This window comes from Mycobacterium sp. NPDC050551 (assembly GCF_040674075.1).
In the GTDB taxonomy this organism is placed as follows: domain Bacteria; phylum Actinomycetota; class Actinomycetes; order Mycobacteriales; family Mycobacteriaceae; genus Mycobacterium.
This window is the reverse complement of sequence record NZ_JBFARC010000002.1, coordinates 1,105,496-1,129,817: the sequence shown is the minus strand read 5'-3', so window position 1 is coordinate 1,129,817 and position 24,322 is coordinate 1,105,496. Positions and strand designations below refer to the sequence as shown.

General features: G+C 69.4%; 19 protein-coding genes, 1 tRNA gene and 1 pseudogene. 12 read left to right on the top strand and 9 right to left on the bottom strand.

Translation table 11 applies throughout. The features are described from left to right. Positions 1 to 260: 260 nt before the first annotated feature. Positions 261 to 1,118 carry an HAD-IB family hydrolase gene (locus AB0K11_RS12180; protein ID WP_364976390.1) on the bottom strand — a complete coding sequence of 286 codons (858 nt, stop codon included), beginning with the start codon at positions 1,116 to 1,118 and terminating at the stop codon, positions 261 to 263. Between the two features lie 425 nt (positions 1,119 to 1,543). Between AB0K11_RS12180 and ssd the strand changes: the two genes are divergently transcribed. From ssd to AB0K11_RS12145, 7 genes and pseudogenes are all read left to right on the top strand, one after another. Next, entirely contained in the window at positions 1,544 to 2,608 is a 1,065-nt protein-coding gene (gene ssd, locus AB0K11_RS12175) for a septum site-determining protein Ssd (protein ID WP_364976388.1), read from the top strand. Continuing rightward, complete coding sequence (locus tag AB0K11_RS12170; protein WP_364976386.1) at positions 2,605 to 3,771, top strand: TadA family conjugal transfer-associated ATPase; 1,167 nt, start codon at positions 2,605 to 2,607, stop codon at positions 3,769 to 3,771. Before ssd ends, AB0K11_RS12170 begins: the two co-directional genes overlap by 4 nt. Continuing rightward, positions 3,768 to 4,553 carry a type II secretion system F family protein gene (locus AB0K11_RS12165; protein ID WP_364976384.1) on the top strand — a complete coding sequence of 262 codons (786 nt, stop codon included), beginning with the start codon at positions 3,768 to 3,770 and terminating at the stop codon, positions 4,551 to 4,553. Before AB0K11_RS12170 ends, AB0K11_RS12165 begins: the two co-directional genes overlap by 4 nt. Then, complete coding sequence (locus AB0K11_RS12160) at positions 4,550 to 5,131, top strand: type II secretion system F family protein (RefSeq protein ID WP_364976382.1); 582 nt, start codon at positions 4,550 to 4,552, stop codon at positions 5,129 to 5,131. The genes AB0K11_RS12165 and AB0K11_RS12160 overlap by 4 nt, the downstream gene beginning before the upstream one ends. Before the next feature lie 57 nt (positions 5,132 to 5,188). Next, positions 5,189 to 5,392, top strand: a complete 204-nt coding sequence (locus AB0K11_RS12155) for a DUF4244 domain-containing protein (RefSeq protein WP_364976786.1) — start codon at positions 5,189 to 5,191, stop codon at positions 5,390 to 5,392. 35 nt (positions 5,393 to 5,427) lie between these two features. Next, entirely contained in the window at positions 5,428 to 5,733 is a 306-nt protein-coding gene (locus tag AB0K11_RS12150; RefSeq protein WP_364976379.1) for a TadE family type IV pilus minor pilin, read from the top strand. Positions 5,734 to 5,758: 25 nt separating this feature from the next. Next, positions 5,759 to 5,998 (top strand): annotated as a pseudogene (locus AB0K11_RS12145) (Rv3654c family TadE-like protein); the annotation flags it as partial. 65 nt (positions 5,999 to 6,063) lie between these two features. Here the strand turns inward: AB0K11_RS12145 and AB0K11_RS12140 are convergent. Next, positions 6,064 to 7,074: a PAS domain-containing protein gene (locus tag AB0K11_RS12140; RefSeq protein WP_364976376.1), complete on the bottom strand. Its 1,011-nt coding sequence runs from the start codon at positions 7,072 to 7,074 to the stop codon at positions 6,064 to 6,066. A 299-nt stretch (positions 7,075 to 7,373) separates the two neighbouring features. After that, on the bottom strand, positions 7,374 to 9,722 hold the full coding sequence (locus AB0K11_RS12135) for a DEAD/DEAH box helicase (protein WP_364976373.1): 2,349 nt from the start codon (positions 9,720 to 9,722) through the stop codon (positions 7,374 to 7,376). A 308-nt stretch (positions 9,723 to 10,030) separates the two neighbouring features. On the opposite strand from AB0K11_RS12135, the gene AB0K11_RS12130 reads away from it, so the two are divergent. The 3 genes from AB0K11_RS12130 (at position 10,031) to topA (ending at position 13,888) form a co-directional block, all read left to right on the top strand. Continuing rightward, the gene (locus AB0K11_RS12130) at positions 10,031 to 10,234 is read left to right on the top strand and encodes a cold-shock protein (protein WP_006243848.1); all 204 of its coding nucleotides are present in this window, start codon (positions 10,031 to 10,033) and stop codon (positions 10,232 to 10,234) included. A gap of 114 nt (positions 10,235 to 10,348) precedes the next feature. After that, positions 10,349 to 10,939 (top strand): hypothetical protein, encoded by a 591-nt coding sequence (locus AB0K11_RS12125; protein WP_364976365.1) that lies wholly within the window; start codon positions 10,349 to 10,351, stop codon positions 10,937 to 10,939. Between the two features lie 135 nt (positions 10,940 to 11,074). Next, a complete protein-coding gene (gene topA / locus AB0K11_RS12120) occupies positions 11,075 to 13,888 on the top strand; it encodes a type I DNA topoisomerase (protein WP_364976363.1) in 2,814 nt (937 codons plus the stop codon). A gap of 8 nt (positions 13,889 to 13,896) precedes the next feature. On the opposite strand, the gene AB0K11_RS12115 is transcribed toward topA, so the two are convergent. Together AB0K11_RS12115 and AB0K11_RS12110 are read right to left on the bottom strand one after the other, a co-directional pair. Then, the gene (locus tag AB0K11_RS12115) at positions 13,897 to 16,650 is read right to left on the bottom strand and encodes an AAA family ATPase (RefSeq protein ID WP_364976360.1); all 2,754 of its coding nucleotides are present in this window, start codon (positions 16,648 to 16,650) and stop codon (positions 13,897 to 13,899) included. Positions 16,651 to 16,700: 50 nt separating this feature from the next. Next, the gene (locus AB0K11_RS12110; RefSeq protein ID WP_364976357.1) at positions 16,701 to 18,290 is read right to left on the bottom strand and encodes an adenylate/guanylate cyclase domain-containing protein; all 1,590 of its coding nucleotides are present in this window, start codon (positions 18,288 to 18,290) and stop codon (positions 16,701 to 16,703) included. Positions 18,291 to 18,371: 81 nt separating this feature from the next. Here AB0K11_RS12110 and AB0K11_RS12105 point away from each other — a divergent pair, with 81 nt between their 5' ends. Together AB0K11_RS12105 and AB0K11_RS12100 are read left to right on the top strand one after the other, a co-directional pair. Further along, on the top strand, positions 18,372 to 19,580 hold the full coding sequence (locus AB0K11_RS12105; RefSeq protein WP_364976354.1) for a DNA polymerase III subunit delta': 1,209 nt from the start codon (positions 18,372 to 18,374) through the stop codon (positions 19,578 to 19,580). A gap of 65 nt (positions 19,581 to 19,645) precedes the next feature. Further along, positions 19,646 to 19,718: transfer RNA gene (locus AB0K11_RS12100), tRNA-Thr, on the top strand. A gap of 66 nt (positions 19,719 to 19,784) precedes the next feature. Here AB0K11_RS12100 and AB0K11_RS12095 read toward each other — a convergent pair. From AB0K11_RS12095 to AB0K11_RS12080, 4 genes are all read right to left on the bottom strand, one after another. Continuing rightward, entirely contained in the window at positions 19,785 to 20,660 is an 876-nt protein-coding gene (locus AB0K11_RS12095) for an alpha/beta hydrolase (protein ID WP_364976351.1), read from the bottom strand. Between the two features lie 51 nt (positions 20,661 to 20,711). Continuing rightward, positions 20,712 to 21,344, bottom strand: a complete 633-nt coding sequence (locus AB0K11_RS12090; protein WP_364976348.1) for a hypothetical protein — start codon at positions 21,342 to 21,344, stop codon at positions 20,712 to 20,714. 149 nt (positions 21,345 to 21,493) lie between these two features. Beyond that, the gene (locus AB0K11_RS12085; protein ID WP_364976345.1) at positions 21,494 to 23,671 is read right to left on the bottom strand and encodes an EspA/EspE family type VII secretion system effector; all 2,178 of its coding nucleotides are present in this window, start codon (positions 23,669 to 23,671) and stop codon (positions 21,494 to 21,496) included. 109 nt (positions 23,672 to 23,780) lie between these two features. Further along, on the bottom strand, positions 23,781 to 24,317 hold the full coding sequence (locus tag AB0K11_RS12080; RefSeq protein WP_364976342.1) for a hypothetical protein: 537 nt from the start codon (positions 24,315 to 24,317) through the stop codon (positions 23,781 to 23,783). Positions 24,318 to 24,322: the final 5 nt, after the last annotated feature.

The window sequence follows — 24,322 nt, the reverse complement described above, 5'->3', positions numbered from 1 at the left end:
GCAGGCCCGCAACACTTTTGCCTATTTCGCGGCATGTGCTCCGCGTGGGTGCCGGGATCCGTGCTGGGTAGCCTGGTTCGGGAGATCCAGCCTTCTCTTCCGACTGGGTCTTGGCCTCTCCGGGCTTCCGTGCCTTCCTTTGTACTCCGTGACCAGCGTCACATCAAGGGCTGATTCTCGGCGATTCCGGATCGTTACGCCTCGCGTCCAGCTACTACACGGCGTAGCGGTGCGCGGCGATTCTTTGCGGTGTGTGCGTGTCAGAGCGCGAAGCGGCGCAACAGGGAGTACGTCAGTGCGCCTGCGGCCAGCGCGCTCATCCCCACCACGGCGGTGGTGGCGACCGCGGCGCCCGACGGCGCGGGTATCCGGTCGCGCAGAGACACCGGCCGGGTGAACGTCAGCACCGGCCACCCGCGGCTCGCGGCCTCCCGGCGCAGCGTGCGGTCGGGGTTCACCACGGCCGGGTGGCCGACGGTCTCCAGCATCGGCACGTCGGTCGCCGAGTCGGAGTAGGCATAGCAGTGCTCGAGCGCGTAACCCTCGCGTGCGGCGAGCGCCTTGATCGCCTCGACCTTGCCCTCGCCGTAGCAGTAGAAGGCGATCTCACCGGTGTAGCGGCCGTCCTCCACCACCATTCGGGTGGCCATCGCGTGCGTCGCGCCGAGCGCCCGGGCGATGGGCGCGACGATCTCCTCACCGGAAGCCGACACCACCACCACGTCGCGGCCGCACAGTTTGTGGTCGGCGATCAGGTCGGCGGCCTCGGCGAACACCAGTGGGTCGACGATGTCGTGCAGTGTCTCCCCGACGATCGACTTGATCTGCTCGACATCCCATCCGGCGCACATCGTGGTGACGTAGGAGCGCATCCGGTCCATCTGTTCATGGTCGGCACCGGACATCATGAACAGGAACTGGGCGTAGGTGGACTTGAGCACCGCGCGCCGGTTGATCAGGCCCTGATCGAAGAAAGGTTTGCTGAACGCGAGCGTGGATGACTTCGCGATCACCGTCTTGTCCAGATCGAAGAAGGCTGCGGTACGCACCGGGCGGTCGCTTTCGGGCTCGGCCCGCGCAGCCGTCGCCGGCTCTGCGGACCGCTCGGATGCGGTCACATCGCCAGCATAAAGGCCCGACTGCGTCACTATTCGGATGAGTGTGTGAATTGGCAGATCTAGACAGCTGACTGTGACTGCAAATTTTCCTCCTATCTGGTTGTTTCCCGGGCAAGCACTACTTGCCATCCTCGGCAGATCCGTGTGTATAGTGAGCATTACTCGGCTTATGCCGGGTGTGTATCAGCCCGACCCCCCGGGGCTGATACACGACGACCTCCGCCTCCTCCCCCCCTGGCGGGGGTCGTCCCTTTTTCCGGTCCTTTCGCATTCAGGACAACTCTTCTTTCGCCCGACGGCGTCCTCCGCGTAAATATCCGGACCGCGCCGTGACGGCAGCCCCACGTTGTCCACAGTTGCCAGTTCATCCACATTCGGTGCAATTGCGATGGCGGCGCCGTAGCTCCGCGCCCGATGCTGAGGTCGTGACCACGACGACCGGGGTGCTTGCGCTGCTGACCGATCCGTCCCTGCGTGACGACGTCGACCGCGTCGCCGCCGCGGCAGGCGTGACCGTGGTGCACGCAGGTGAGCCGTCGTCGCGCAAGGCGTGGACCGCCGCGGCGGCCGTGCTGCTCGACACGCCGAGCGCCCGCCGGTGCGCGCAGCGCGCACTGCCGCGCCGGGGCCGGGTCGTCCTGATCGGGCGGGCAGATCCGCAGGAAGGCGATTGGCAGGCCGCCATCTCCGTCGGGGCCCAGCATGTGATCACGCTGCCCGCGCAGGACCGGGCGCTGGCCGCCGAGCTCGCCGACGCCGCCGAATCGCGCCGCGGCGACACCCGCCGCGGAACGGCGATCGCTGTGATGGCCGGCCGCGGCGGGGCCGGTGCCTCGCTGTTCGCGGCGGCGCTGGCGCACGTCGCGCCGGACGCCCTGCTCGTCGACGCCGACCCGTGGAGTGGCGGCATCGACATGGTGCTGGGCGCCGAATCGCAACCGGGCCTGCGGTGGTCGGACCTCTCACTCGAGGGTGGCCGCCTCGACTTCCCGGCGCTGCGCGAGGCGCTGCCGCGTTCGAACGGCGTCAGCGTGCTCTCGAGTGGCCGGGCCGGAACCGAGATCGACGCCGCGGCGCTCGCGGCGGTCGTCGATGCCGGCTGTCGTGGTGGCGCGACCGTGATCTGCGACGTGCCACGCCGTCCGACCGCCGCCGTCGAGGTGGTGCTGGACGCCGCGGATCTGGTGGTGCTCGTGGTCACCGCCGACGTGCGGGCGTGCGCGGCGGCGGCGGCCGTCACGCCCTGGCTGACGGGGATGAACCCGAACGTCGGGGTGGTCGTGCGCGGTCCGGCGCCCGGCGGCCTGCGGCCACGGGAGGTCGCGCGGGCAGCCGGTCTGCCGCTGCTCTCGGCGATGCGGCCGCAGCCAGGCGTGGCCGAGCGACTCGAGCAGGGTGCGCTGCGGCTGAACCGCCGGTCGCCGCTGGCCGTCGCCGCCGGCCGGGTTCTCGCTGTGCTGCACCACCACCCGGCGGCGGAGGCGGCATGACGGCCTCGCTGCTCGACCGGGTCCGTGAACGGCTGGCGACGGAGTCGGGCCCACTGCACCCCACTGTGGTCGCCGCCGCCATCCGTGCGGAGTCCGGGGGCGTGCTCGGTGACACCGAGGTGCTGCGCAATCTGCGGCTGCTGCAGACCGAGCTGACCGGTGCGGGCATCCTGGAGCCGCTGCTCTGCGCGGAGGGCACCACCGACGTGCTCGTCACCGCACCCGACGCGGTGTGGGTCGACGACGGAAAGGGATTGCGGCGCAGCGCTGTCCGCTTCGCCGACGACGCGGCGGTGCGCCGGCTGGCGCAGCGGCTGGCACTGGCCGCGGGCCGTAGGCTCGACGAGGCGCAGCCGTGGGTCGACGGTCAGCTGTCCGGCCTCGGCGCGGGGCGGTTCACCGTCCGGCTGCATGCCGTGCTGCCGCCGATCGCCGCCGGGGGCACGTGCCTGTCGCTGCGGGTGCTTCGCCCCGCGACGCAGGACCTCGCGGCGCTGACGGAGACCGGCGCCATCGCCGCGCCCGCGGCCGCGCTGCTGCGCGACGTCATCGACGCCCGGCTGGCCTTCCTGGTCTCCGGCGGCACCGGCGCGGGCAAGACGACGTTGCTGGCGGCGATGCTCGGGGCGGTCGCCGCCGAGGAGCGGATCGTCTGCGTCGAGGACGCCGCGGAACTCGCCCCACACCACCCGCATCTGGTGAATCTGGTCGCCCGGTGCGCGAACGTGGAGGGCGTCGGCGAGGTCACCCTGCGCGACCTGGTCCGCCAGGCACTACGGATGCGGCCGGACCGGATCGTGGTCGGCGAGGTCCGCGGGGCCGAGGTCGTCGACCTGCTCGCGGCACTGAACACCGGCCACGACGGAGGCGCGGGCACCGTGCACGCGAACAATCCGGCCGAGGTCCCCGCCCGGCTCGAGGCGCTCGGCGCTCTCGGCGGGCTCGACCGGGCCGCGCTGCACAGTCAGCTGGCGGCGGCCGTCCAGGTGCTGCTGCATGTCGGCCGTGACCGCTCCGGTACTCGCCGGCTGACCGAGATCGCCGTCCTGCAGTCGGCCGACGACGGCCGGGTCCGAGCCGAGTCCGCGTGGCGAGTCGACTCCGGATTCGGTAGCGGCGCAGCGCGGTTGCGTCAGCTCGTCGACGGGCGGGGGAGAGCGTGACGGCGGCGGCGCTCGCGCTGGCGGCAGCCGTGCTGATCGCGCCGGTGTCACCGCGGCGGCGGTTGGTGGCGCTGCGCGCCCGGCCGGTCGGTCCGCGGCGCGTCCGGCCGGCGTGGTGTCTCGCGGTGGCTGCGGCCGCGATCGCGATGCTCGTCCCCGTCACGGTGGCCATCGCAGGGGCGATCGTGGGCGGGACGCTGGTGCTCCGTCGTCGCCGGCGCGGCGCCCAGCGCCTGCGGGTCGCGGAATCTGCTGCGCTGCAGGCGGCGCTGGACGTGCTCGCCGGTGAACTACGGGCCGGTGCTCACCCTGTCGCCGCGTTCGGGGTCGCGGCCTCGGAGGCGGACGAGGCAGTGGCACCCGCGCTTCGTGCAGTGGCGGCCCGGGCCCGTCTCGGCGCCGACGTCGCCGCCGGACTGCGCAGCGTCGCCGCCCGCTCGTCGCTGCCCGGGCACTGGGAACGCGTCGCGGTCAGCTGGCGGCTGGCGCAGACACACGGTCTCGCCATCGGCACGCTGATGCGGGCTGCCCAGCGCGATGTCGCTGAGCGGCAACGGTTCTCGGCACGGGTGAACGCCGGTATGGCCGGCGCGCGCACCACCGCGACGATGCTGGCCTGTCTGCCCGTTCTCGGCATCGGCCTCGGCCAGCTGATCGGCGCCGAGCCCGTCCGCTTCCTGCTGTCCGGTGGGACGGGCGGCTGGCTGCTGGTGGTCGGGGTCTCGCTGGGCTGCGCGGGCCTGCTGTGGTCGGACCGCATCACCGCCGGGGTCGTCGCGTGAGCTGGGCGGCGATGCTGCTCGCGGTCGCCGTCTTGATTGCGGCCGATCCGCTGCGGGTCCGCGTCCGTGCGGGTGTCGCGGCGCCGCGCACCCCACGGCGTCACGCCTCGTCGAGCCCCACGGCCGACCCACTCGCGGCGGCATCGGCGTTCGACGTGCTCGCGGCGTGTCTGTCGTCGGGTATGGCGGTGTCGACCGCCGCGGCGGCCACAGCGCCGACCGCACCGCCCACGCTGGCGGCCGTCCTCACCCGGGCGTCGGATCTCCTGGCGCTCGGCGCCGATCCGGCGACAGCCTGGTCGCACCCCGGCGCCGAACCCGATCCGCACACGAGGGCGCTGCTTCGACTGGCGCGACGGTCGGCGTCGTCGGGTGCCGCCCTCGCCCAGGGCGTCGCCGAACTGGCTGTCGAGTCGCGGAGCGCAGCGGCCGATGCCGCCGGCGCGGCCGCCGAGCGGGCCTCGGTGCTCATCGCCGCTCCGCTGGGGCTGTGTTACCTGCCGGCCTTCCTGTGCCTGGGCATCGTGCCCGTGGTGGCCGGACTGGCCGGCGACGTCCTGCAGACGGGCGTGCTGTGACGACGGCGGTGCGTGGACCGGCCACGGATGCCGATGGTGATCCAAGAAGGGGAAACGATGCTGGAGAACATGATTCGCGATCTACAGGTTCGGGCGACGCTGCTGGTGATCGACGAGGAGGGGATGTCGACAGTCGAGTATGCGATCGGCACGATTGCCGCCGCGGCGTTCGGCGCGATCCTGTACACGGTCGTCACCGGCGACTCCATCGTCAGCGCGCTCACCAACATCATCAGCCGCGCGCTGAACACCAACGTCTAGCCGGCCGGTGTGGTGGCGAGGCGGGTGCGGTCACCGTGGAGGCGGCGTTCGCCATCGCCGCCGTGGTCGCGGTACTGGTGCTGTGTGCGGCGGGCGTGTCCGCCGTGGCGATGCAGGTGCGCTGCCTCGACGCAGCGCGTGAGGCGGCGCGGCTGGCCGCGCGCGGCGACGACCGCTCGGCGTCGGACATCGCTCGCCGCATCGGGCCCGACGGAGCGGGCGTCGAGGTGCGCCGCGACGGCGACCTGGTGGTCGCGCGGGTCACCGCACGCCCGGTGCTGCTGCCGGGCGTCACCGTCACCGCCGAGGCGGTCTCGGCGGCCGAACCCGGCGGGCCTTGACGACGGGTCGGCGACTCTGGTCGCGGTGGTGGCGATCGCGGTGCTGATCGCCGTCACCGGCGCGGCCCTCTATGTCGGTGCGGCGGTGATCGCCCGGCACCGCGCCCAGGCCGCCGCGGACCTCGCGTCGCTGGCGGCCGCGGGCATGTTGCCCGCGGGTGGCGACGCGGCCTGCGTCGCCGCGTCGCGCATCGCGACGGCAATGGACACTGCGCTCACCGACTGCGCGGTGCACGGCCTCGACGTGCTGGTCACCGTCGACGCCGCGGTGGCGCTGGGCGCGTGGCGGGTCGGCCCGGCGCGGGCGGTGGCGCGCGCCGGACCCGCCGATCAATCGGCGATGGGCAGCCCGGCCGCGGCGACTTCCTCGGATGTGGCCCGCCGCAACGCGATCAGACCGGCGAACGTCCCCGGTTCGAGTTCGATCCGGTTGATCGTCATGTGCACCGGCGCCCACTGGCCGTCGACGGCCTTGAGACGCAGCACCGCGACGGTGGTGCCGGTGGTGAACTCCCGCGTCATCTGGTCCATGTGCGCCGCGTCGTCGGGGTGCACCTCGCTGGTGCGCCAGTCGTAGAAGTCGGCGGGCTCGTCGAGCCACTTGAGCAGCTTCCACGACTCCAAATCGACCAGCGCCCGGTGCACGCCGGGCTGGGCCAGGCCATTGAGGATCCGCTGCGCCAGGTAGTCGGGCGGCGTCACCGGGCTGTCCCGCTCGCCGCGCCAGTTCATCGCCCGGCAGATCAGCCGTTCTTTGCCGTCCTCGCCGTCCTCCAGCACCGCCCGCGCAGCGAAGCCGACCGTGATCTGCTCGCCGCGGAAGTCCGTGACGTCCCACGTGCTGCACAGCGTCCGGCCGGGCTCGGGCTTGATCGCCAGCGACAGCACCTTCGTCTCGTCGGCATTGAGGTCGCGCATCGGCAGGTCCTCGGCGAACGCCCGGCCGTGGGTGTCCTCGTTGTCGGCGTCGCGGCCGCTGTTGATCAGCGACTGCTTGGTATCCGTCGCGACCCCGCTGGACAGGTCCCACGTCAACGGCCCGGGCAGCGGCCGCTCCGGGGGTTCCTCGTCGGGCGGTCCGATCCACACGTGCACCCCGTGGATCCGCCCGTCGGACATCTGCACCACCTCGGTGCGGATCACGCGGTCGTGTTTGGGGGTGATGCTGCTCAGGCCCTTGCCGACCCGGACCGTCTCACCAATGGCACTCTGCACCGCCATCAGGTGCGGATTTCGTCGCAGAAAAGCGCTGATCGGCACCAGATTCTTGGTCTGGCGGCCACGCGCGACCACGACGGGCTCGTCACCCAGGGTCTCCACGAGCAGCCAGTCGTGGCTCATGGCTGTGATTTTAGCCAGGGGCACTCGCCGGCCGACGCGCAGCAACCGCCGACGGAATCCGTCGTCACTTGACGGCCGTCAGCTTGCGAGCGCCCTCAAACCGTGGCGCATGAGTTGCACGCATATACGGGGACAAGGTATTTTTCGGTTCGCGCCCAGCTTCCGGGGCTTGGAACGGATCGCGTTGTCCGACCGTTCGTCGCAGCGTCTGTGTGACCGGCATGCCCGGGACACCGCCATTCGCCTTGACCCCGTGGAGTCGACCGTCGAGGGGTCGGTCGTCACCACGCCGTCAGCGACTACGAGCGCCTCGCGGATTCCCCTCGACCGGCTGCCAACTCCTCGAGCACCAGACGCAGCACGCGCACCGCCCCCGCCTTGTCCAGCGGATCATTGCCGTTTCCGCACTTCGGCGATTGCACGCACGACGGGCAGCCCTGCGGGCATTCACACGCCTCGATGGCCGAGGCCGTCGCACCCCACCACGTGGCGAGCCGGCGGAAACCGCGGTCGGCGAAGCCCGCACCGCCGGGATAGCCGTCGTAGACGAAGATCGCGGGCAGCCCGTCGACCGGCCCCACCGCCGTCGACACCCCGCCGATGTCGCCGCGGTCGCAGCTGGCCACCAGCGGCAGCAACCCGATCGCCGCGTGTTCGGCCGCATGCAGTGAGCCCGGCACCCGCAGCATCTCGATCCCGCTGCGCTGCAACGCTTCCGGTGTGATCGTGCACATCACTGCCATGGTGTCCAGCGACCGTGTGGGCATATCGAGTTCGACAAAGTCGATCACCTCTCCGGTGAGCCGCCGCCGCAGGTAACCGACGACGGTGTTGCTCACGCACACCGGGACCCGTCCGACGGTCACCGGGCCGTACGACAACCGCTCGCCCTCACCGGTGACCGTGATGTCGGTCAGTTCCCGGGCGAAAGTGGTGTAGCCGGGGTCCTCGGCGTGCACGAACGCCACCCCGTCCTCAAAGTCCAGCGAGTCGACGACGAAGCTCTCACCCTGGTGCAGATAGACCGCGCCCGGATGCACCGTCGCCGGCGCCCGGCCTGCGTCCGCACTGCCCAGCATCCGGCCCGTGCCCGCCTCCAGGATCGCGATCTGGCCGCCGGAGGACCCCCTGATGTCGACCGCCGGGTGCGGGTCGATGCCGGGCACAGGGAAGTAGCCCGCAGGCCGCCGGCGCAGCAGCCCGTCGTCGACGAGCGCCGCCGCCACCGACTCCGCGTTCCACATCCGCACCTCGGCATCGGTCAGGGGCAGTTCGGTCGCCGCGCACAACAGCTGAGGACCCAGCACGAACGGGTTGGCCGGGTCGATGACCACCCGCTCGATCGGCTTGTCGAGCAGCGCCTCCGGGTGGTGCACGAGGTAGGTGTCCAGCGGGTCGTCCCGCGCGACCAGCACGATCAGCGCGCCCTGACCGCGCCGCCCGGACCGCCCGGCCTGCTGCCAGAACGACGTGACGGTGCCCGGGAACCCCGCGAGCACCACCGCGTCGAGGCCGGCGATGTCGACGCCGAGCTCGAGTGCGTTGGTGGTGGCCATGCCACGCAGTTCGCCCTCGGCAAGGGCCCGTTCCAGTTCGCGCCGGTCCTCCGACAGGTAGCCCGCGCGGTAGGAGGCCACCAGGCCGGCCAACTCGGGCGCGACGTCCTCCAGCCTGGCGCGGGCGGCCAGTGCGGTGAGTTCGGCGCCGCGCCGTGACCGTACGAAGGTCAGCGTGCGCGCACCCTCGGCGATCAAATCGGCCATCACCCGCGCCGCCTCGGCGCCCGCGGCCCGCCGCACCGGAGCACCGTTCTCGCCGACCAGATCGGTGCGCAGCGCCGGCTCCCACAGCGCCACCGTGCGGGCGCCGTGCGGCGAGCCGTCATCGGTCACCTCGGTCACCGTCTCGCCGATCAGCTCGGCCGCGGTGGCGGCCGGGGCGGCGGTGGTGGCGCTGGCGAAGATGACGGTCGGGCTGGCGTGATAACGGGTGCACAGCCGCAGCAGCCTGCGCAGCACCATCGCCACGTTGGAACCGAAGATGCCGCGGTAGTAGTGGCATTCGTCGACCACGATGAATCGCAGATGACGCAGGAAGACCGCCCAGCGGGCATGGTTGCGCAGCAGCGAGAGATGGATCATGTCGGGGTTGGAGAAGATCCACCGCGAGCGTTCCCGCGCGAATCGGCGCACCTCGGTCGGGCTGTCACCGTCGTAGGACGACGGCGCCACGTCCCGAAGGGCGGGCACCGCGTCGGTGAGCGCCTGCGCCGTGCGCAACTGGTCGTGGCCGAGCGCCTTGGTCGGCGACAGGTACAGCGCCCGCGCCCGGCGGTCGACGGCCATCGTCGACAGGATCGGCAATTGATAGGCCAGCGACTTGCCCGACGCGGTGCCCGTACTCAGCACCACGTGGCGCCCGCCGTGGGCGAGGTCGGCGGCCGCGGCCTGATGCGACCACGGCGCCGAGATGCCGCGATCGACGAACGCCTTCACCACGTCCGGCTCGGCCCACGACGGCCACTCCTCAGTCCTGCCCCGGCGCGGCGGCAGATCCGCGACGTGACGCAGCGGGTGCTCGTTGGGGGGTGTGCCCTCCACCGCGCAGGCGAGCAGTTCGCGGCCGAAGTCCGACCCCCGATCCGCCACCGTCAGCCCTCCTCGACCACCCCTGGGACAACCCGCCGGATACCGGCCGTCAGCCATCAGTTGAATTGTTCCCCACGGAACTGCGCCGGGACTGTTGCGGCTGGCCAGAAACGTGATTGACTGATGGCGGTCGCAGCTTCTGTGTTCGTGTTCCAACACTCGCAGGATCGACGTTGCGATCGCGGTTCCTGCGAGGTTGTGAGTCGGGTCAAGTTCCGACGACTCCACGAGGTATGGCGGTCGGAACGGGCCCGGTGCGCCGGAAGTCGGCGGGCCGCACCCGGTATAACAGAAGGAAAGTACGAGAGATGCCACAGGGAACTGTGAAGTGGTTCAACGCGGAGAAGGGCTTCGGCTTTATCGCTCCCGAGGACGGCTCCGCCGATGTCTTTGTCCACTACACGGAGATCCAGGGTTCGGGCTTCCGCACGCTGGAAGAGAACCAGAAGGTCGAGTTCGAGGTCGGCCAGAGCCCCAAGGGGCCCCAGGCGACCGGCGTTCGCGCAGTCTGATCACCGACTGAGAAACACCCCTCGGCACGTCCGTCAGCGGACAGCCGGGGGGTTTTCTCGTCCTGGCGGCCCGGCGCGCGCATCGACGGCACCGGACTGCCTTACTGTCGATGCGTGAGCCAGCTGTCGTTCTTCTCGGCAGAGTCGGTACCGCCGGCTGTCGCCGACCTGACGGGCTTGCTGGCCGCGCCGGGGCAGGTCGTGCTGTCCGGTGCCGCCGGCGGCCAGGCCGCTCGGCTGTCCATCGTCGTGGACCGGTCGTGGCGGGCCGAGGCGCTGGCCGAGATGATCGACGAGGTCGGGCTGACCTCGGAGATCGCCCGCACCGACGAGAACAATCCGCTGGTGCGCACGGCGCCGGACCCCCGGTTGGTCGCCATCGCCGCCGAATGGACCCGTGGCGCGGTCAAGACCGTCCCGCCGCAGTGGCTACCCGGCCCACGCGAGCTGCGGGCCTGGACGTTGGCCTCAGGCACCCCGGAGGACGACCGCTATCTGCTCGGCCTCGATCCGCACGCGCCGGACACCCACACGGCGCTGGCGTCGGCCATGATGCGGGTCGGCATCGCACCCACTCTGATCGGCACCCGGGGCTCCCGGCCGGCGCTGCGAATCAGTGGCCGCCGGAGGCTGTCGCGCCTGGTAGAGAACGTGGGGGAACCTCCGGACGGCGCCGAGGCGTTGTCTCAATGGCCTCACCTCTGACGGCCCGCGACGACGTGGAACGGCCTGAGTCAGTTTGCGTCGGCAGGCCCGGGGTGCGAAATTGTCAGTTGCCTGGCAAGCCGGTGAGCGGTTTCGGCACGGTCAGGCAACTCAAGAAGTGGAGCGTGCGCACAGTTGGCTGACCGGGACCGCGGCAGCGGAGGCAACGGATCGATTCGGCGACTCGTGATCGTCGAGTCGCCGACCAAGGCGCGCAAGATCGCCGGATACCTCGGCTCCAATTACATCGTCGAATCATCCCGCGGGCACATCCGTGACCTGCCCCGAGCGGCCGCTGACGTGCCCGCGAAGTACAAATCGGAGCCCTGGGCGCGCCTCGGGGTCAACGTCGACGCGGACTTCGAGCCGCTCTACATCGTCAGCCCGGACAAGAAGGGCACGGTCACCGAGCTCAAGAGCCTGCTCAAGGACGTCGACGAGCTCTATCTCGCGACGGACGGCGACCGCGAGGGCGAGGCCATCGCCTGGCATCTGCTCGAGACGCTCAAGCCGCGCATCCCCGTCAAGCGGATGGTGTTCCACGAGATCACCGAACCGGCCATCCGCGCGGCCGCCGAAAGCCCCCGTGACCTGGACATCGACCTGGTCGACGCGCAGGAGACCCGGCGCATCCTGGACCGCCTCTACGGCTACGAGGTCAGTCCCGTGCTGTGGAAGAAGGTGGCCCCGAAGCTGTCCGCCGGCCGGGTGCAGTCGGTCGCGACTCGCATCATCGTGCAGCGCGAACGCGAGCGGATGGCCTTCCGCAGCGCCGGCTACTGGGACGTCACCGCCGAGCTGGACGCCAGCGTGTCCGACCCGCAGGCGTCCCCGCCCCGGTTCACCGCGAAGCTCAACTCGGTCGACGGCCTCCGGGTGGCCACCGGCCGTGATTTCGACTCGCTGGGCCAGGTCCGCAAGCCCGACGAGGTGCGGGTGCTCGACGCGGCCGCCGCCGGCGCACTGGCGACCGGCTTGCGGGGCGCCCAGCTGGCCGTCACGTCGGTGGAACAGAAGCCCTACACCCGCAGGCCGTATCCGCCGTTCATGACCTCCACGTTGCAGCAGGAGGCCGGTCGCAAGCTCCGGTTCTCCTCGGAGCGCACGATGAGCATCGCGCAGCGGCTGTACGAGAACGGCTACATCACCTATATGCGCACCGACTCGACGACGCTGTCGACCAGCGCTGTCGAAGCCGCACGCAACCAGGCCCGCCAGCTCTACGGCGAGGAGTACGTCCACCCGACGCCGCGGCAGTACACCCGCAAGGTGAAGAACGCGCAGGAGGCCCACGAGGCGATCCGGCCGGCCGGCGACGTGTTCCAGACGCCGGGCCAGCTGCATGCCGCGCTCGACACCGACGAGTTCCGGCTCTACGAACTGATCTGGCAGCGCACCGTCGCCTCGCAGATGGCCGACGCGCGCGGCACCACGCTGAGCCTGCGGATCGGTGGCCAGGCGTCCTCGGGCGAGCAGGTCGTCTTCAGCGCCAGCGGCCGCACCATCACCTTCGCCGGCTTCCTCAAGGCCTACGTCGAGAGCCTCGACGAGCAGGCCGGCGGCGAGGCCGACGACGCCGAGAGCCGGCTGCCCAACCTCACCCAGGGCCAGCGCGTCGACGCCGCGGACCTCACCGCCGACGGCCACCAGACCAGCCCGCCGGCCCGCTACACCGAGGCGTCGCTGATCAAGGCGCTCGAGGATCTCGGCATCGGCAGGCCCTCGACGTACTCGTCGATCATCAAGACCATCCAGGACCGCGGCTACGTGCACAAGAAGGGCAGCGCGCTGGTGCCGTCCTGGGTGGCGTTCGCGGTGATCGGACTGCTCGAGCAGCACTTCGGCCGTCTGGTGGACTACGGCTTCACCGCCGCGATGGAAGACGAACTCGACGAGATCGCCGCGGGCCACGAGCGACGCACCAACTGGCTCAGCAACTTCTACTTCGGCGGCGACCACGGCGTCGAGGACTCCATCGCGCGATCCGGTGGCCTCAAGAAGCTCGTCGGCGGCAATCTCGAGGAGATCGACGCCCGAGTCGTCAACTCCATCAAGCTCTTCGACGACGACCAGGGTCGCGCCATCAACGTCCGGGTCGGCCGCAACGGCCCCTATCTGGAACGCATGATCGTCGACCCGGACAGCCCCGACGGTGAACTCAAGCCGCAGCGGGCCAACCTCAAGGACGAGCTCACCCCCGACGAGCTGACGCTGGAGCTGGCCGAAAAGCTTTTCTCCACACCGCAGGAGGGCCGCTCGCTGGGCGTCGACCCGGAGAGCGGACACGAGATCGTCGCCAAGGACGGGCGGTACGGACCGTACGTCACCGAGGTGCTGCCCGAACCGCCCGAGGACCCCGACGCCGGGTCGACGGCGAAGAAGGGCAAGAAGCCGACCGGACCCAAGCCGAGGACCGGTTCGCTGCTGCGCACCATGGACCTCGAGACGGTCACCCTCGAGGATGCGTTGCGGCTGCTGTCGCTGCCCCGCGTCGTCGGTGTGGACCCGGCGACCAACGAGGAGATCACCGCGCAGAACGGCCGCTACGGCCCATATCTGAAGCGCGGCACCGATTCCCGATCGTTGGCCAACGAGGAGCAGATGTTCACCATCACCCTCGACGAGGCGCTCAAGATCTACGCCGAGCCCAAGCGCCGGGGCAGGCAGGCCGCCGCCGCGCCGCCGCTGCGCGAACTCGGCAACGACTCCGCGTCGGGCAATCCGATGGTGATCAAGGACGGCCGGTTCGGGCCCTACGTCACCGACGGGGAGACCAACGCGAGCCTGCGCAAGGGCGACGACGTGCTGTCGATCACCGACGAGCGCGCGTCGGAACTGCTCGCCGACCGGCGGGCCCGCGGCCCGGTGAAGAAGGTCGCGAAGAAGGCGGCCAAGAAGGCGCCCGCGAAGAAGAAGGCACCGGCGAAGAAGGCCGCCAAGCGCAGCTGAGGTGTCCGCTACTCGGGCGGCGTCAGCCGGCCCAGTTCGGCGCGCGACCGGATGCCGAGCTTGCGGTAGATCCTGGCGAGGTTGGCCTCCACCGTCTTCGGGCTGATGAACAACGCCGCGGCGACCTCACGGTTGGTCATCCCGGTGGCGGCCAGTTCGGCCACCCGCCGCTCGGACGGGGTGAGACCGCCGGTGCGCCGCGGCGCCACGTTGGCGCGACCCAGCTCCGCCCGGGCGCGGTCGGCCCACAGCGGGACACCGAGTTGCTCGAAGGTGACCAGCGCCTCCTTGATGGTGGCGGCCGCCGCGTCCTTGTGGCGGCGCCTGCGGTGCAGCTGGCCGAGCAGCAGCTGGGTGCGGGCGCGTTCGAACGGCATGGGCACGCGATCGTGGTGACCCATGGCGATTTCGGCGCTGCGCGCGGCGTCGTCCACGTCGCCGCGGGCGGCCAGCAGCATCGCGCGGCACCGGGCGCCCACCGCCGACGCCCAGGGCCGGTCGAGCCGATCGCCGTTGCGCTCCAACAGGGTTGCCAGGCGATCGGCGGGTTCGAGTTCGCCGAGGCCGATCATCGCCTCGACGGCGTCGGGGATGAACGTGGCACCGATGACCTCGGTCGCGTCCGGCGCCATCTCCGGCATGACGAGCAGTGGCGCGATGGTGTCGAGCGCGGCCCGGTGATTGCCGAGTGACACCTCGAGGAAGCCGACGGCGGTGACCGGCCACTCCATCAACCGGGTCGAACCGCACCGCCGGCCTGCGGCCAGCGCCTCGAGGGCGTCGGCACGCGCGGCGTCGGCGCGTCCCGCATAAGCGGCGAGCAACGCCCGGGCGGTCAAGGCCACCGACAGCGGCAGGTCGGTGCCCAGCTGCAGCGCCCGCTCCATGAAGTCCTCGGCGATCAGCGCCGCGGCCGAGAGGTCACCGGCCCAGACGTCGGCCATCACCTGGTGGAAGGCGACGAAGATGAGCTCGCTCTCGTCGCCGCGCTCGAGGCACTGCCTGCGGATGGCGGCGAGTTCTCTGCGCGATTCGTCGAGACGGCCGATCCAGGCTTGCAGGAGGGCGTACTGGGCGCGGGGGCGGAACGCGACCGGCGTGTGTGCGTCGCTGTCCTCCAGTTCGAGCGCGCGGGCCATGGCCTGCTCGTCGTAGCCGTCGCCACGCATGAAACTCAGAACCACAGTCATGCCCAGTGCCTGGCTCAGTAGATGGTCGTCGCCGAGCAGGGTCGCTTCGTCGATCGCCGTCCTGGCGCGGGCGATGGCGTCGTCCATCCGACCGGAGTTGACGAGCGCGAAGCTCAGCGTGATCAGCATCGGCACCCTCGCGGCGAGGCTGTCATACGCCTCGGCGAGAGCCCGCTCCAACAGCGCGGCCGACTCGACGAAGCTGTCGGCGAACAGGAGCACGATGCCGAGCATCCGCAGCGCCTCGGCACGCACTTCGCCCGGCGCGGTCTGCGCGACGGCCCGCTCCAGTGCGGCGCGGGCCCGGGCGTTGTCACCGGCGTTGAAATGCATTGTGGCAGATCGCACGCGGCGCTCCGGGGTGTCGCCGCCCAGGCTGATGGCGAGGTCGATGAATTCGGCCGCGGCCGCGGGTGCGCCCCGGTTTCGGGCGGACTCGGCGGCCTCGTCGAGCGCCTGCAGGGTCTTCTGATCGATCGTGGTGGCGCCCAGCGCGAGATGACGGGCCCGCAGTTCGGTCTGCTCGACGATGCCGGCCAGCCGCCGGTGCATCGCGCGGCGCTTGCCGGGTGCGGCCTCGGTGTAGACGCCGTGTGACAGCAGCGGATGAGCGAATCGCAGTGTGAGACCGTCGATCTCGATCAGACCCTTGCTCTCCGCCTCCTGCATCAGGTCCACGACGGCGGCCGGGTCGCTGCCGACGGCACGCGCCACCGTCTCGACGGTGGGGCTGGCCAGACATGCTGCGGCGAGCAGGCATTCGTGCAAGGCCGGGTCGAGATCGCCGAGCCGGCCGCGGACCAACTCGGCCAGCGTGGTGGGCAGGTGAGCGGCGGCGCCCGCGCCGCCGCTCATGGTCCGGGCGAGCTCGAGGGCGAAGAACGGGTTGCCACCGGAGATGTCCCTGATCCGCGCGATCACGGGCCTGGGGAAGGAGCGGCCGAGGCGTTCGGACAACACAGCGTGCAGACCGCCGAGGCTCAACGGCCGGACGACGACGTGGCGCACCGCGTCAGGGGCCGCCAGCTGCAGCCAGTCGATGGCGGCACTGCCGTCGGCGCCGGTGCGGACGGTCAACAGCATGCGCGTGCGGGCAGGAAGTCTGCGCGCGACGAAGCCGAGGACGTGTGCGCTGGACGGGTCGAGCCACTGTGCGTCGTCGACGACCAGGAGCACCGGCGCGCGGTCGGCGAGGACCTCGACGAGGGTGAGGAATCCGGCGGCCACCGCGCGCTGATCGGTGGCCGGGCCCGTCGAGTCGTCCCAGAGCATCACCCGGTCCACCGCGTGCCGCTGCGCCGGCGGCAGCTGATCCCACGCAGAGGCGTCGACGTCACCCAGCAGGTCGGTCAGTGCGGCGTAGGCGAGTACCGACTCCGCCTGAGCGGGATGGGCTACCAGCACTTGATATCCCAGGCCGCGGGCCTGCTCCACCGCCGCGACCAGCAGGGTGCTCTTACCGATTCCGGCGTCGCCCTCCAGCACCAGCGCGCCGCCATCGCGTCGCGCGGAGTTCAGGAACTCGTCGACGGCCGCGGTCTCGGCGATCCGCGATGCCATCCGGTTGGGCACCGACTGAGAATCTCAGCAAAGCGGACCACTGTCCACCTAGAGCGGGACGATCAGCGGGAAAGCTCCGAACGCGCCTCGCTCGGTGACACCAGGTTCACCGGGCGGGCCAGCTGTGTTGGGGCGGAACGCCCTCGGAGTTCGACGATTTCGCCGACGTCCCAGCACAGCGCCTCGGCGTCGAGGGCGCCGCTGACGGCGATCGAGGACGCCAGCACGTGGCCCCGCTCGAGCTTGGCGAGCTCGGTCAGCCGGGCCGCCTCGTTGACCGGGTCGCCGATGACGGTGTACTCGAAGCGGGCCTGCGCGCCGATGTGGCCGGCGATCGCCCGCCCGGCCGACACCCCGATGCCGAACTCGGTCTGGCCGAGCACCTGGATGAGCTCGTCGTGCAGTTCGCGCGACGCCGCCAGCGCCGCGCCGCAGGCGTCGGGATGCTCGATGGGCGCGCCGAAGATGGCCAGGGCGGCGTCACCCTGGAACTTGTTGACGAAGCCGCCGTGCCGGTTGACGGCGTCCACCACGACGCGGAAGAAGTCGTTGAGCAGGTTCACCACCTCGGAGGCGGGGATGGTCGACGCCAGCTGGGTGGAGCCGACGAGGTCGACGAACAGCACGGCGACGTCGCGTTCCTGACCGCCGAGTTCGGTGCCGCGCTCCAGGGCGCGGCGGGCCACGTCCTCGCCGACGTAGCGGCCGAACAGGTCACGCAGGCGCTGCCGTTCGGACAGGTCGCGGACCATGTCGTTGAAGCCGGCCTGTAGCAGGCCCAACTCGCTGGCGTCGTAGATCTGCATGTGGGCGTTGTAGTTGCCGCGCTGCACTTCCCCGAGCGCCCACCGCAGCTGGCGCAGCGGGTCGGCGATCGACATGGCCACCAGGACCGTGCCGGCCAGCCCGATCAACAGGGCGGCGACGGCCATCAGCAGCAGCGGCATGGTGAGCCGCTCTGCGGGCGCCGTCAGCACCTGGAACTGGCTGGCCACCAGCGCCAGCACGATGGCCAGCAGCGGCACGCCGGTGGACAGCACCCAGGTGAGGACCTGACGCAGGATGACCCCGGGCGCGCGGAAGTTCGCCGGGACGCCGCCGCGCAGGGCCGCGACCGCGACGGGCCGCAGCACGCGTTCGGACTGCAGGTAGCCGATGATCGCGGTGGCGGTGGCGCCCAGACCGGAGGCGACGGCCACCACCGGCGCGGCGTGGCTGGCGACCGGCCAGCTGGCGACGATGAAGACGATCGAGCCAAGACACCAGTTGGTGACGCTGATCAGCGAGCGGTAGAACGGCATCCGCAGGGCGCGGGTGCGGGCCAGCGCGGTGATGGTCGGGTCGCCGTCGGTGAGCAGGGTGTCGCGGCGCTGCCAGCGGATGACGGGCAGCAGCAGCCGCAGGCTCAGATAGGCGCCGACAGTGAACGCGACGAACAGGTAGCCCAGGAAGATCGCCAGGTTGAATGCGGGCAGATCCTGCAGCTGGACCCGGTCCTCCGGGGGCAGGCCGAACCGCAGGAAGCCCAGCACGAACAGAGCGCCGATGATGTCGGACTGCAGCATGCCCAGGGAGAACACCGGCCACGGCGTACGCGCCACCCACTGGACGAATGCGGTGATTCGCCCGATCGGTAGCGCGCTCGCGGTCACGTGATTACCGTATCGGGCCGCGGCGACGCCGTGCGCCGGTGTGAGCGACCCGTGTCGGCCTGACCACTACTGTTGGCTGCGATGAGCGGTGTTTTCTCCCGATTGGTGGGCCAGCACGCCGTGGAGGCGGAGCTGGTGGCCGCGGCACGGGCCGCCCGCGGTGACGCGGCTCACTCGGCGGCCGCGATCGGGACCATGACACATGCGTGGCTGATGACGGGGCCGCCGGGTTCCGGCCGGTCGGTGGCCGCGCTGTGCTTCGCCGCGGCGCTGCAGTGCACGTCAGAGGGCGTTCCGGGGTGTGGCGAGTGCCGGGCGTGCGCCACGACGATGGCCGGCACGCATGCCGACGTGCGGCGGATCATCCCCGAGGGGCTGTCGATCGGCGTGGACGAGATGCGCAACATCGTGCAGATCGCGTCGCGGCGGCCCGGGACCGGGCGGTGGCAGATCGTGGTGATCGAGGACGCCGACCGGCTCACCGAGGGCGCGGCGAACGCCCTGCTCAAGGTGGTGGAGGAGCCGCCACCGTCGACGGTGTTCCTGCTGTGCGCGCCGTCGGTCGATCCGGAGGACATCGCGGTGACACTGCGGTCGCGGTGCCGGCATGTCGCGCTGGTGACCCCGCCTGTCGAGGCGATCGCGCAGGTGCTGGTCGAGCGGGACGGGTTGTCGGAGGCCGACGCCCAATGGGCGGCGTCGGTGAGCGGCGGTCATGTCGGCAGGGCACGGCGGCTGGCCACCGACACCGATGCGCGGGAGCGCAGGCAGCGGGCGCTGGGGCTGGCGCGGGACGCCGCGACGCCGTCGCGGGCGTATGCGGCGGCCGAGGAGCTGGTGGCGACGGCGGAGGCCGAGGCCCGGGCCATGACCGAGGGCCGCAACGAGTCCGAGACCGAGGAGCTGCGGACGGCGCTGGGTGCGGGCGGCACCGGCAAGGGCACCGCGGGCGCAATGCGGGGCGCCACGGGTGCGATCCGCGACCTGGAGAAACGGCAGAAGTCGCGGCAGACGCGGGCGTCGCGGGATGCACTGGACCGGGCGCTGATCGACCTGGCGACCTACTTCCGGGACGCGCTTCTGGTGTCGTCAGGGGTCGGCGGGGTGGCGCCGAACCACCCGGACATGGCCGACAAGGTGGCGTCGATGGCCGAGCACGTGCCGCCCGACCGGCTGCTGCGGTGCATCGAGGCGGTGCTCGAATGCCGCGAGGCGCTGGCCGTCAACGTCAAGCCGAAGTTCGCGGTCGACGCGATGGTGGCCACCGTCGGCCAGGCGCTGCGCGGCTGACCCGGGCGCTTTTGGCGGCCGATGGTGGCTGCCGCTAGACTCGTCCCGCTTGGTTCGCCGGGCACGCCGCCTTAGCTCAGTCGGTAGAGCGATTCACTCGTAATGAATAGGTCAGGAGTTCGATTCTCCTAGGCGGCTCTCTTTTTCGGTCTCGTTGTCCACGCCGAGTGCACGCTTGTTTGCACGTGTTCTCGGCGTTTGCGTTCATCTTCCGTACGTTCGCGCCAGGAATTCTCGTACCAGGGGCACGACCTCGTCGAGGTGGGTCTCGAGCAGCCAGTGGCCGCCGCCGAGCAGGTGCAGCGGGGCGTCGGGCAGGTCTCGGTGATACGCGCGGGCGGATTTCTCGGGCATGTAGCCGTCGTGCGGTCCCCAGACGATGAGCGCGGCGGGCCGGCGCTCGCGCAGGTAGGCCTGTTCGGCCGGGAACCACTGCAGGGTGTTGGGCTGGTCCTCGAGCAGGCGGATGAGGTTGGCGATGCGCTCGGGGGTGTTCATCAGCGACCAGTGCAGGGTCCACAGGTCGGGGCTGATGCGGTCGGCGACATCATCGGGCAGCTCGCCGCGGAACTCGGACTCGAAGCCTCTGAGGGTGACGTGGTCGGCGATCTTGCGGCGCGACTGCGGGCCGGGGTTGTTCCAGGACTCCTTGAGGAAGTCGTACTTCGGCCCGAAGGCGTCCTCGTAGATATCGCCGTTCTGCATGATCAGGCCGGCGACGTTGTCGGGTTTGGCGAGCGCGAGTTGGAAGCCGAACTGCGAGCCGTAGTCGTGCAGCCAGATGACGTAGTGGTCGAGTTCGAGCGCCTCGACGAAGCGCTGCAGGAACTGCGCGTAGCCGGCGAAGGTGTAGTCGAAGTCGTCGGCCGAAGGTGTTGCGCTGTAGCCGAAGCCGGGCAGGTCGGGTGCGATGAGGCGATAGGTGTCGCCGAGGGCAGCCATCAGATTGCGGTAGACGTAGGACGACGCCGGGTATCCGTGGGGGAGTAGGACGACGGGCGCGTCGGCGGGACCGGCTTGGCGGTAGAAGGTGTCGACGTCGTCGACGACGGTGCGGTGGTGGGTGATTGGTGAGGTCACTTTTTCTGCAACACGTGGGAGGTGGGTGTTATTGCGGGTGTCGCAGTCGACCTATGTGCTGGACCCGTCGGGCCAGCCAGGGCTGGCGGGCGCGGTCGGGAACTCGCTGCGTGGATGCGTGCCGTCGATGATTGCGGTCCGGACAGGCGTTGGATCGGGTGCGTTTTCGACGCAAGCAGTGTTATCGGCCTCGTAGGTCGGCCACGCCTCGCGGAAGCCCGGCGCATCACTCAAGAGGGAGTCGAGCATGCCGCGGACGTGCCATTCACCGAATACGTCGTTGACAGGGTCAGGCCGCGGACCGGCTTGCGGAGGAATTGGTGAAGAGGATCCAGTCAACCCAATCAATACAACATGGATCCCACGCTCGTCTTTCGGGCCGACGCGTGCGACGCTCCGGTATGAGCCATCCTCGACCTCATACGCGAGGCGGTATGTGTAGCGACAGACCACCGCTGTGACGGAATCGTCGGTGCGCTCGACCGACGCGATATGGTGCAAAATGTTGCCTACGGCCTCCTTCTTACTCGGCACATCCAGAGCCGGCCTAGTAATCCATACACCAGAATCGGTCTCGGGCACCGCTCGTTCGAATCCTGGATAGGCATAGGCCAGGTCCCCTGCTTGCTGACTGAGCATGAAGGATTCGACGAATGCGCGAATGGGTACCGCCGGGCCGGTCAAGATGTCGATTCCTGGCCCAGCAGTCCATGAGTATCTCTCGTTCGCGACAAGACCCTGCCATCTCTCGACGCGGTGATCTGTCTTGCAAGCACTCAATAGGGAGGTGGCACAGAGAACTAAGACGAGGACTAATCGAACTCTCGGCATAGCTACTGGCCGCCCGGAATCTTGGTGATCATGTTATACCAATACATAAAATCGTCCGACGGATTGGAACCCGACCCGCGTAAGGCTTTCTCGATGTAATTGTTTAGGAAGTAGTTGTAATCAGTGTCTTTGGGGACTCGTCTTTTGTCTTCATCGAGTTCTTCGCGAGACGCCAGCTTATCGTCAATCAAGTAAGTTCTGTCGACATCATCTGGCGTCAACGCCCCTGTTGCCAGGAGGGCATTGGCGGCGAAACGGGCCGCTTCGTCCGGCTTCATGTCGGGCACGGTCTTGGTCGATGTGTCTATCGCCTGTCCCACGAACGAGTTCTCCATGGCGGCGCCGAACGTGCTTGCGACGGGTCCACCGATCGGACCGGCCAGCCCGCTCAGCGCCTCGATTCCCGTTTTATACGCTGTCGCCCGCCACTGCTGGGCCTCCGCGGCGTTCTGCTGCATCTCGTGCGCCGCGTCCGCTGCGCCGGCAGCGACGAGTCCTTTCAGGATCGCTGCATCTGCCATTCGCGAGTCATTTTCCGACAAGGGAACGCCATTCTTCACGTCAGTGGCCCAGCTTAGTGAGCGTTCGACCGCGGCGGCGTCAGCGGCACTGTTGAACTCAATATAAGCGTCTTCCTGCGTGCTTAGAACCGAAAACACTCCCTTCGCGATTGGACGTTCGGAGTTGCTTCCATCGACGTCGTCGAACAGGTCCCCGTCGTCGCCATCCACCCCGGCGATATCGCCCACGTAGGGCGAGAGGCCGTGGGCATAAGCTTTGACAAGTTCCGGGTTGTATTCGCCCAGCGTCTGTCCAGCGATATCCATCAAGTCGTCATCGCCACCCAAGTAGCGCGCGTACTCGGCCGCTGTCGCCGCGGCGATATCGGGCTCGAGTTCGTTGTCGTGTGTCCAACTGAACAATGACCCAGCTGCCTTGCCGTCGTCGTTCCACGGCATGTGGTTGACATCGTGGAGGAAGTCCTGCCCATCACTTCCGTGCGTGCCCAATACGTGATCATGGATTATCTGGTGGTCAGGTGCTGCTGCTTCGAAGATCTTTTGCGTCACTTCGGACGCGTGGGCCGCAGGTACATCACTATCCATCACGGCATCGGCCGCCCTGAGAAGTCCGCGATCAATCTCCGTACCCGTCTGCAGCTTGTCATTGCCGTCGGCAACGATCTCCGAAATCATGCGAAGGTCGTTGTGGTTCTCGAGGATGCCCGAATCGTCAATCTGCTCGACGTCACCCGCATTGTTGAGCACGTCTTGCACGCTCTGTGGCAGGCGGTCGAAACTGCCCGGCGGAGTCTCGTTTTCGTTGTTCGGGTCAAACGGTGCGTTCGGGTCTTTCGGATACCTCACGTCATCGTTACTCATCAGCTGCCAGGAGTCGCCGATCACGTCCTTGTGGTCACCCAGCTTCTGCTCGACCTCATGAAGTCGATCGACGCTCATACCTTTCTGCTGGCTCTGCATTTGACCGAGGTAGAGCGCCTGCTCCTGCGTCAGGGGCTTGCCCGGTTCGATCTCGCCGAGGACGCTTTCCACCTTGGCAGCTGCTGCCGGATCGCTGGCATTGAGGGTGTTCCGGACGTCCTCTTCCGCCTTTCGCTGAGCCTCTTCCTCCTCGGCATGCTTGCGCCTGTCTTCGATCAGATCGGGTATACCGTCGCCTTTCTCCTCCTTGAACCCGATCGCCTGGAATTCCGGCTTGAGCCTGTTCATGTTGTCGCGGATGGTGTTGTTGGCATCGTTCGAGGTCTGCACGATCTCGCTGACCTGGCCGAGGCCGCTGTTGGCGATCCTCATCAGCAGTTCGTCGCGTTGCTTGCCGGGCGGAACGCTGTTGGCCGCGTCGGTCACCCATTGCCGGACGGCGTCGAGATTGCCGCGGCCTGTGGTCACCACATCAGCGGCCTGGTCGAGTTGGGTGGCCAGCCGTCGGTCGAGGTCGGCGAGCTTGGTCAGGTTCTCGCCGTGCTTCTTGTTGGCTCCGCCGTAGGCCTCGGAGGCCGCTCCGGTCCACGTGTTGCCGGGTGCTGCGGCCTGGACGTCCTCGCCAAGCTTGGAGAACGTGGGGCTGGCGTCGACCAGCGCTCCACCCTGGGGCGTGCCTTCACCGAAGGTGTTCCTCGCGTCGTTCCACGTCGCATAGAAGCCGTCGAGTGCACTCACGAGCGCCCCCACTCGCCACGTCGCAAACTCACGTGCTCAGTATCCCGCACCCGTAAGGGCGTCTGTGTCACGAATCCGACCGGCCAGGAGTGGTCGCCGAAGGCGGGATCTACCTCGTCGGAGTCGCCGGCGAGGACGTCGGGCTGGGCGCCTTCTGAACGAACGGCTCGGGTTTGAACGGATCACACACCCCGGCGACCTGCTCCTTCGTCATGTACTGGACGGCGCCGACGTCCAACAGCAGCCAACGGGGCTCCTGAGTCGTCGATCCGTCGGCTGCCGGGCGATTCGTCCACTGGATCCGCGGTCGCCACAGGTTGATTGGGCCCGTTGACGGCGCAGCAATCAGCTCGCCATCCTCCTTCATCACGTACAGGCCCGGGGTGTCGAACAAACAGATCGACACTTCGGCCGCTCCGTCGGGCAGCTGCTGAACGGCGACGGCGCGGTGCAGTGCACCGCCCGTCTGGCCCACGTACGGGCCCGGATCGCGAGGCGGTTCGCTGTCCGCCTCCGGTGCCAGCCTGCTTCGGTATTCCCGGTACAGCTGCTCCTCATCGGGATCGTTGGTCAACCGCGCGTCGACGGACATGTCGAGCGCGAACTCCGCTGCGCCCAGCAGTGGCTGGTCCAGCGGCACCGCCACGTCGG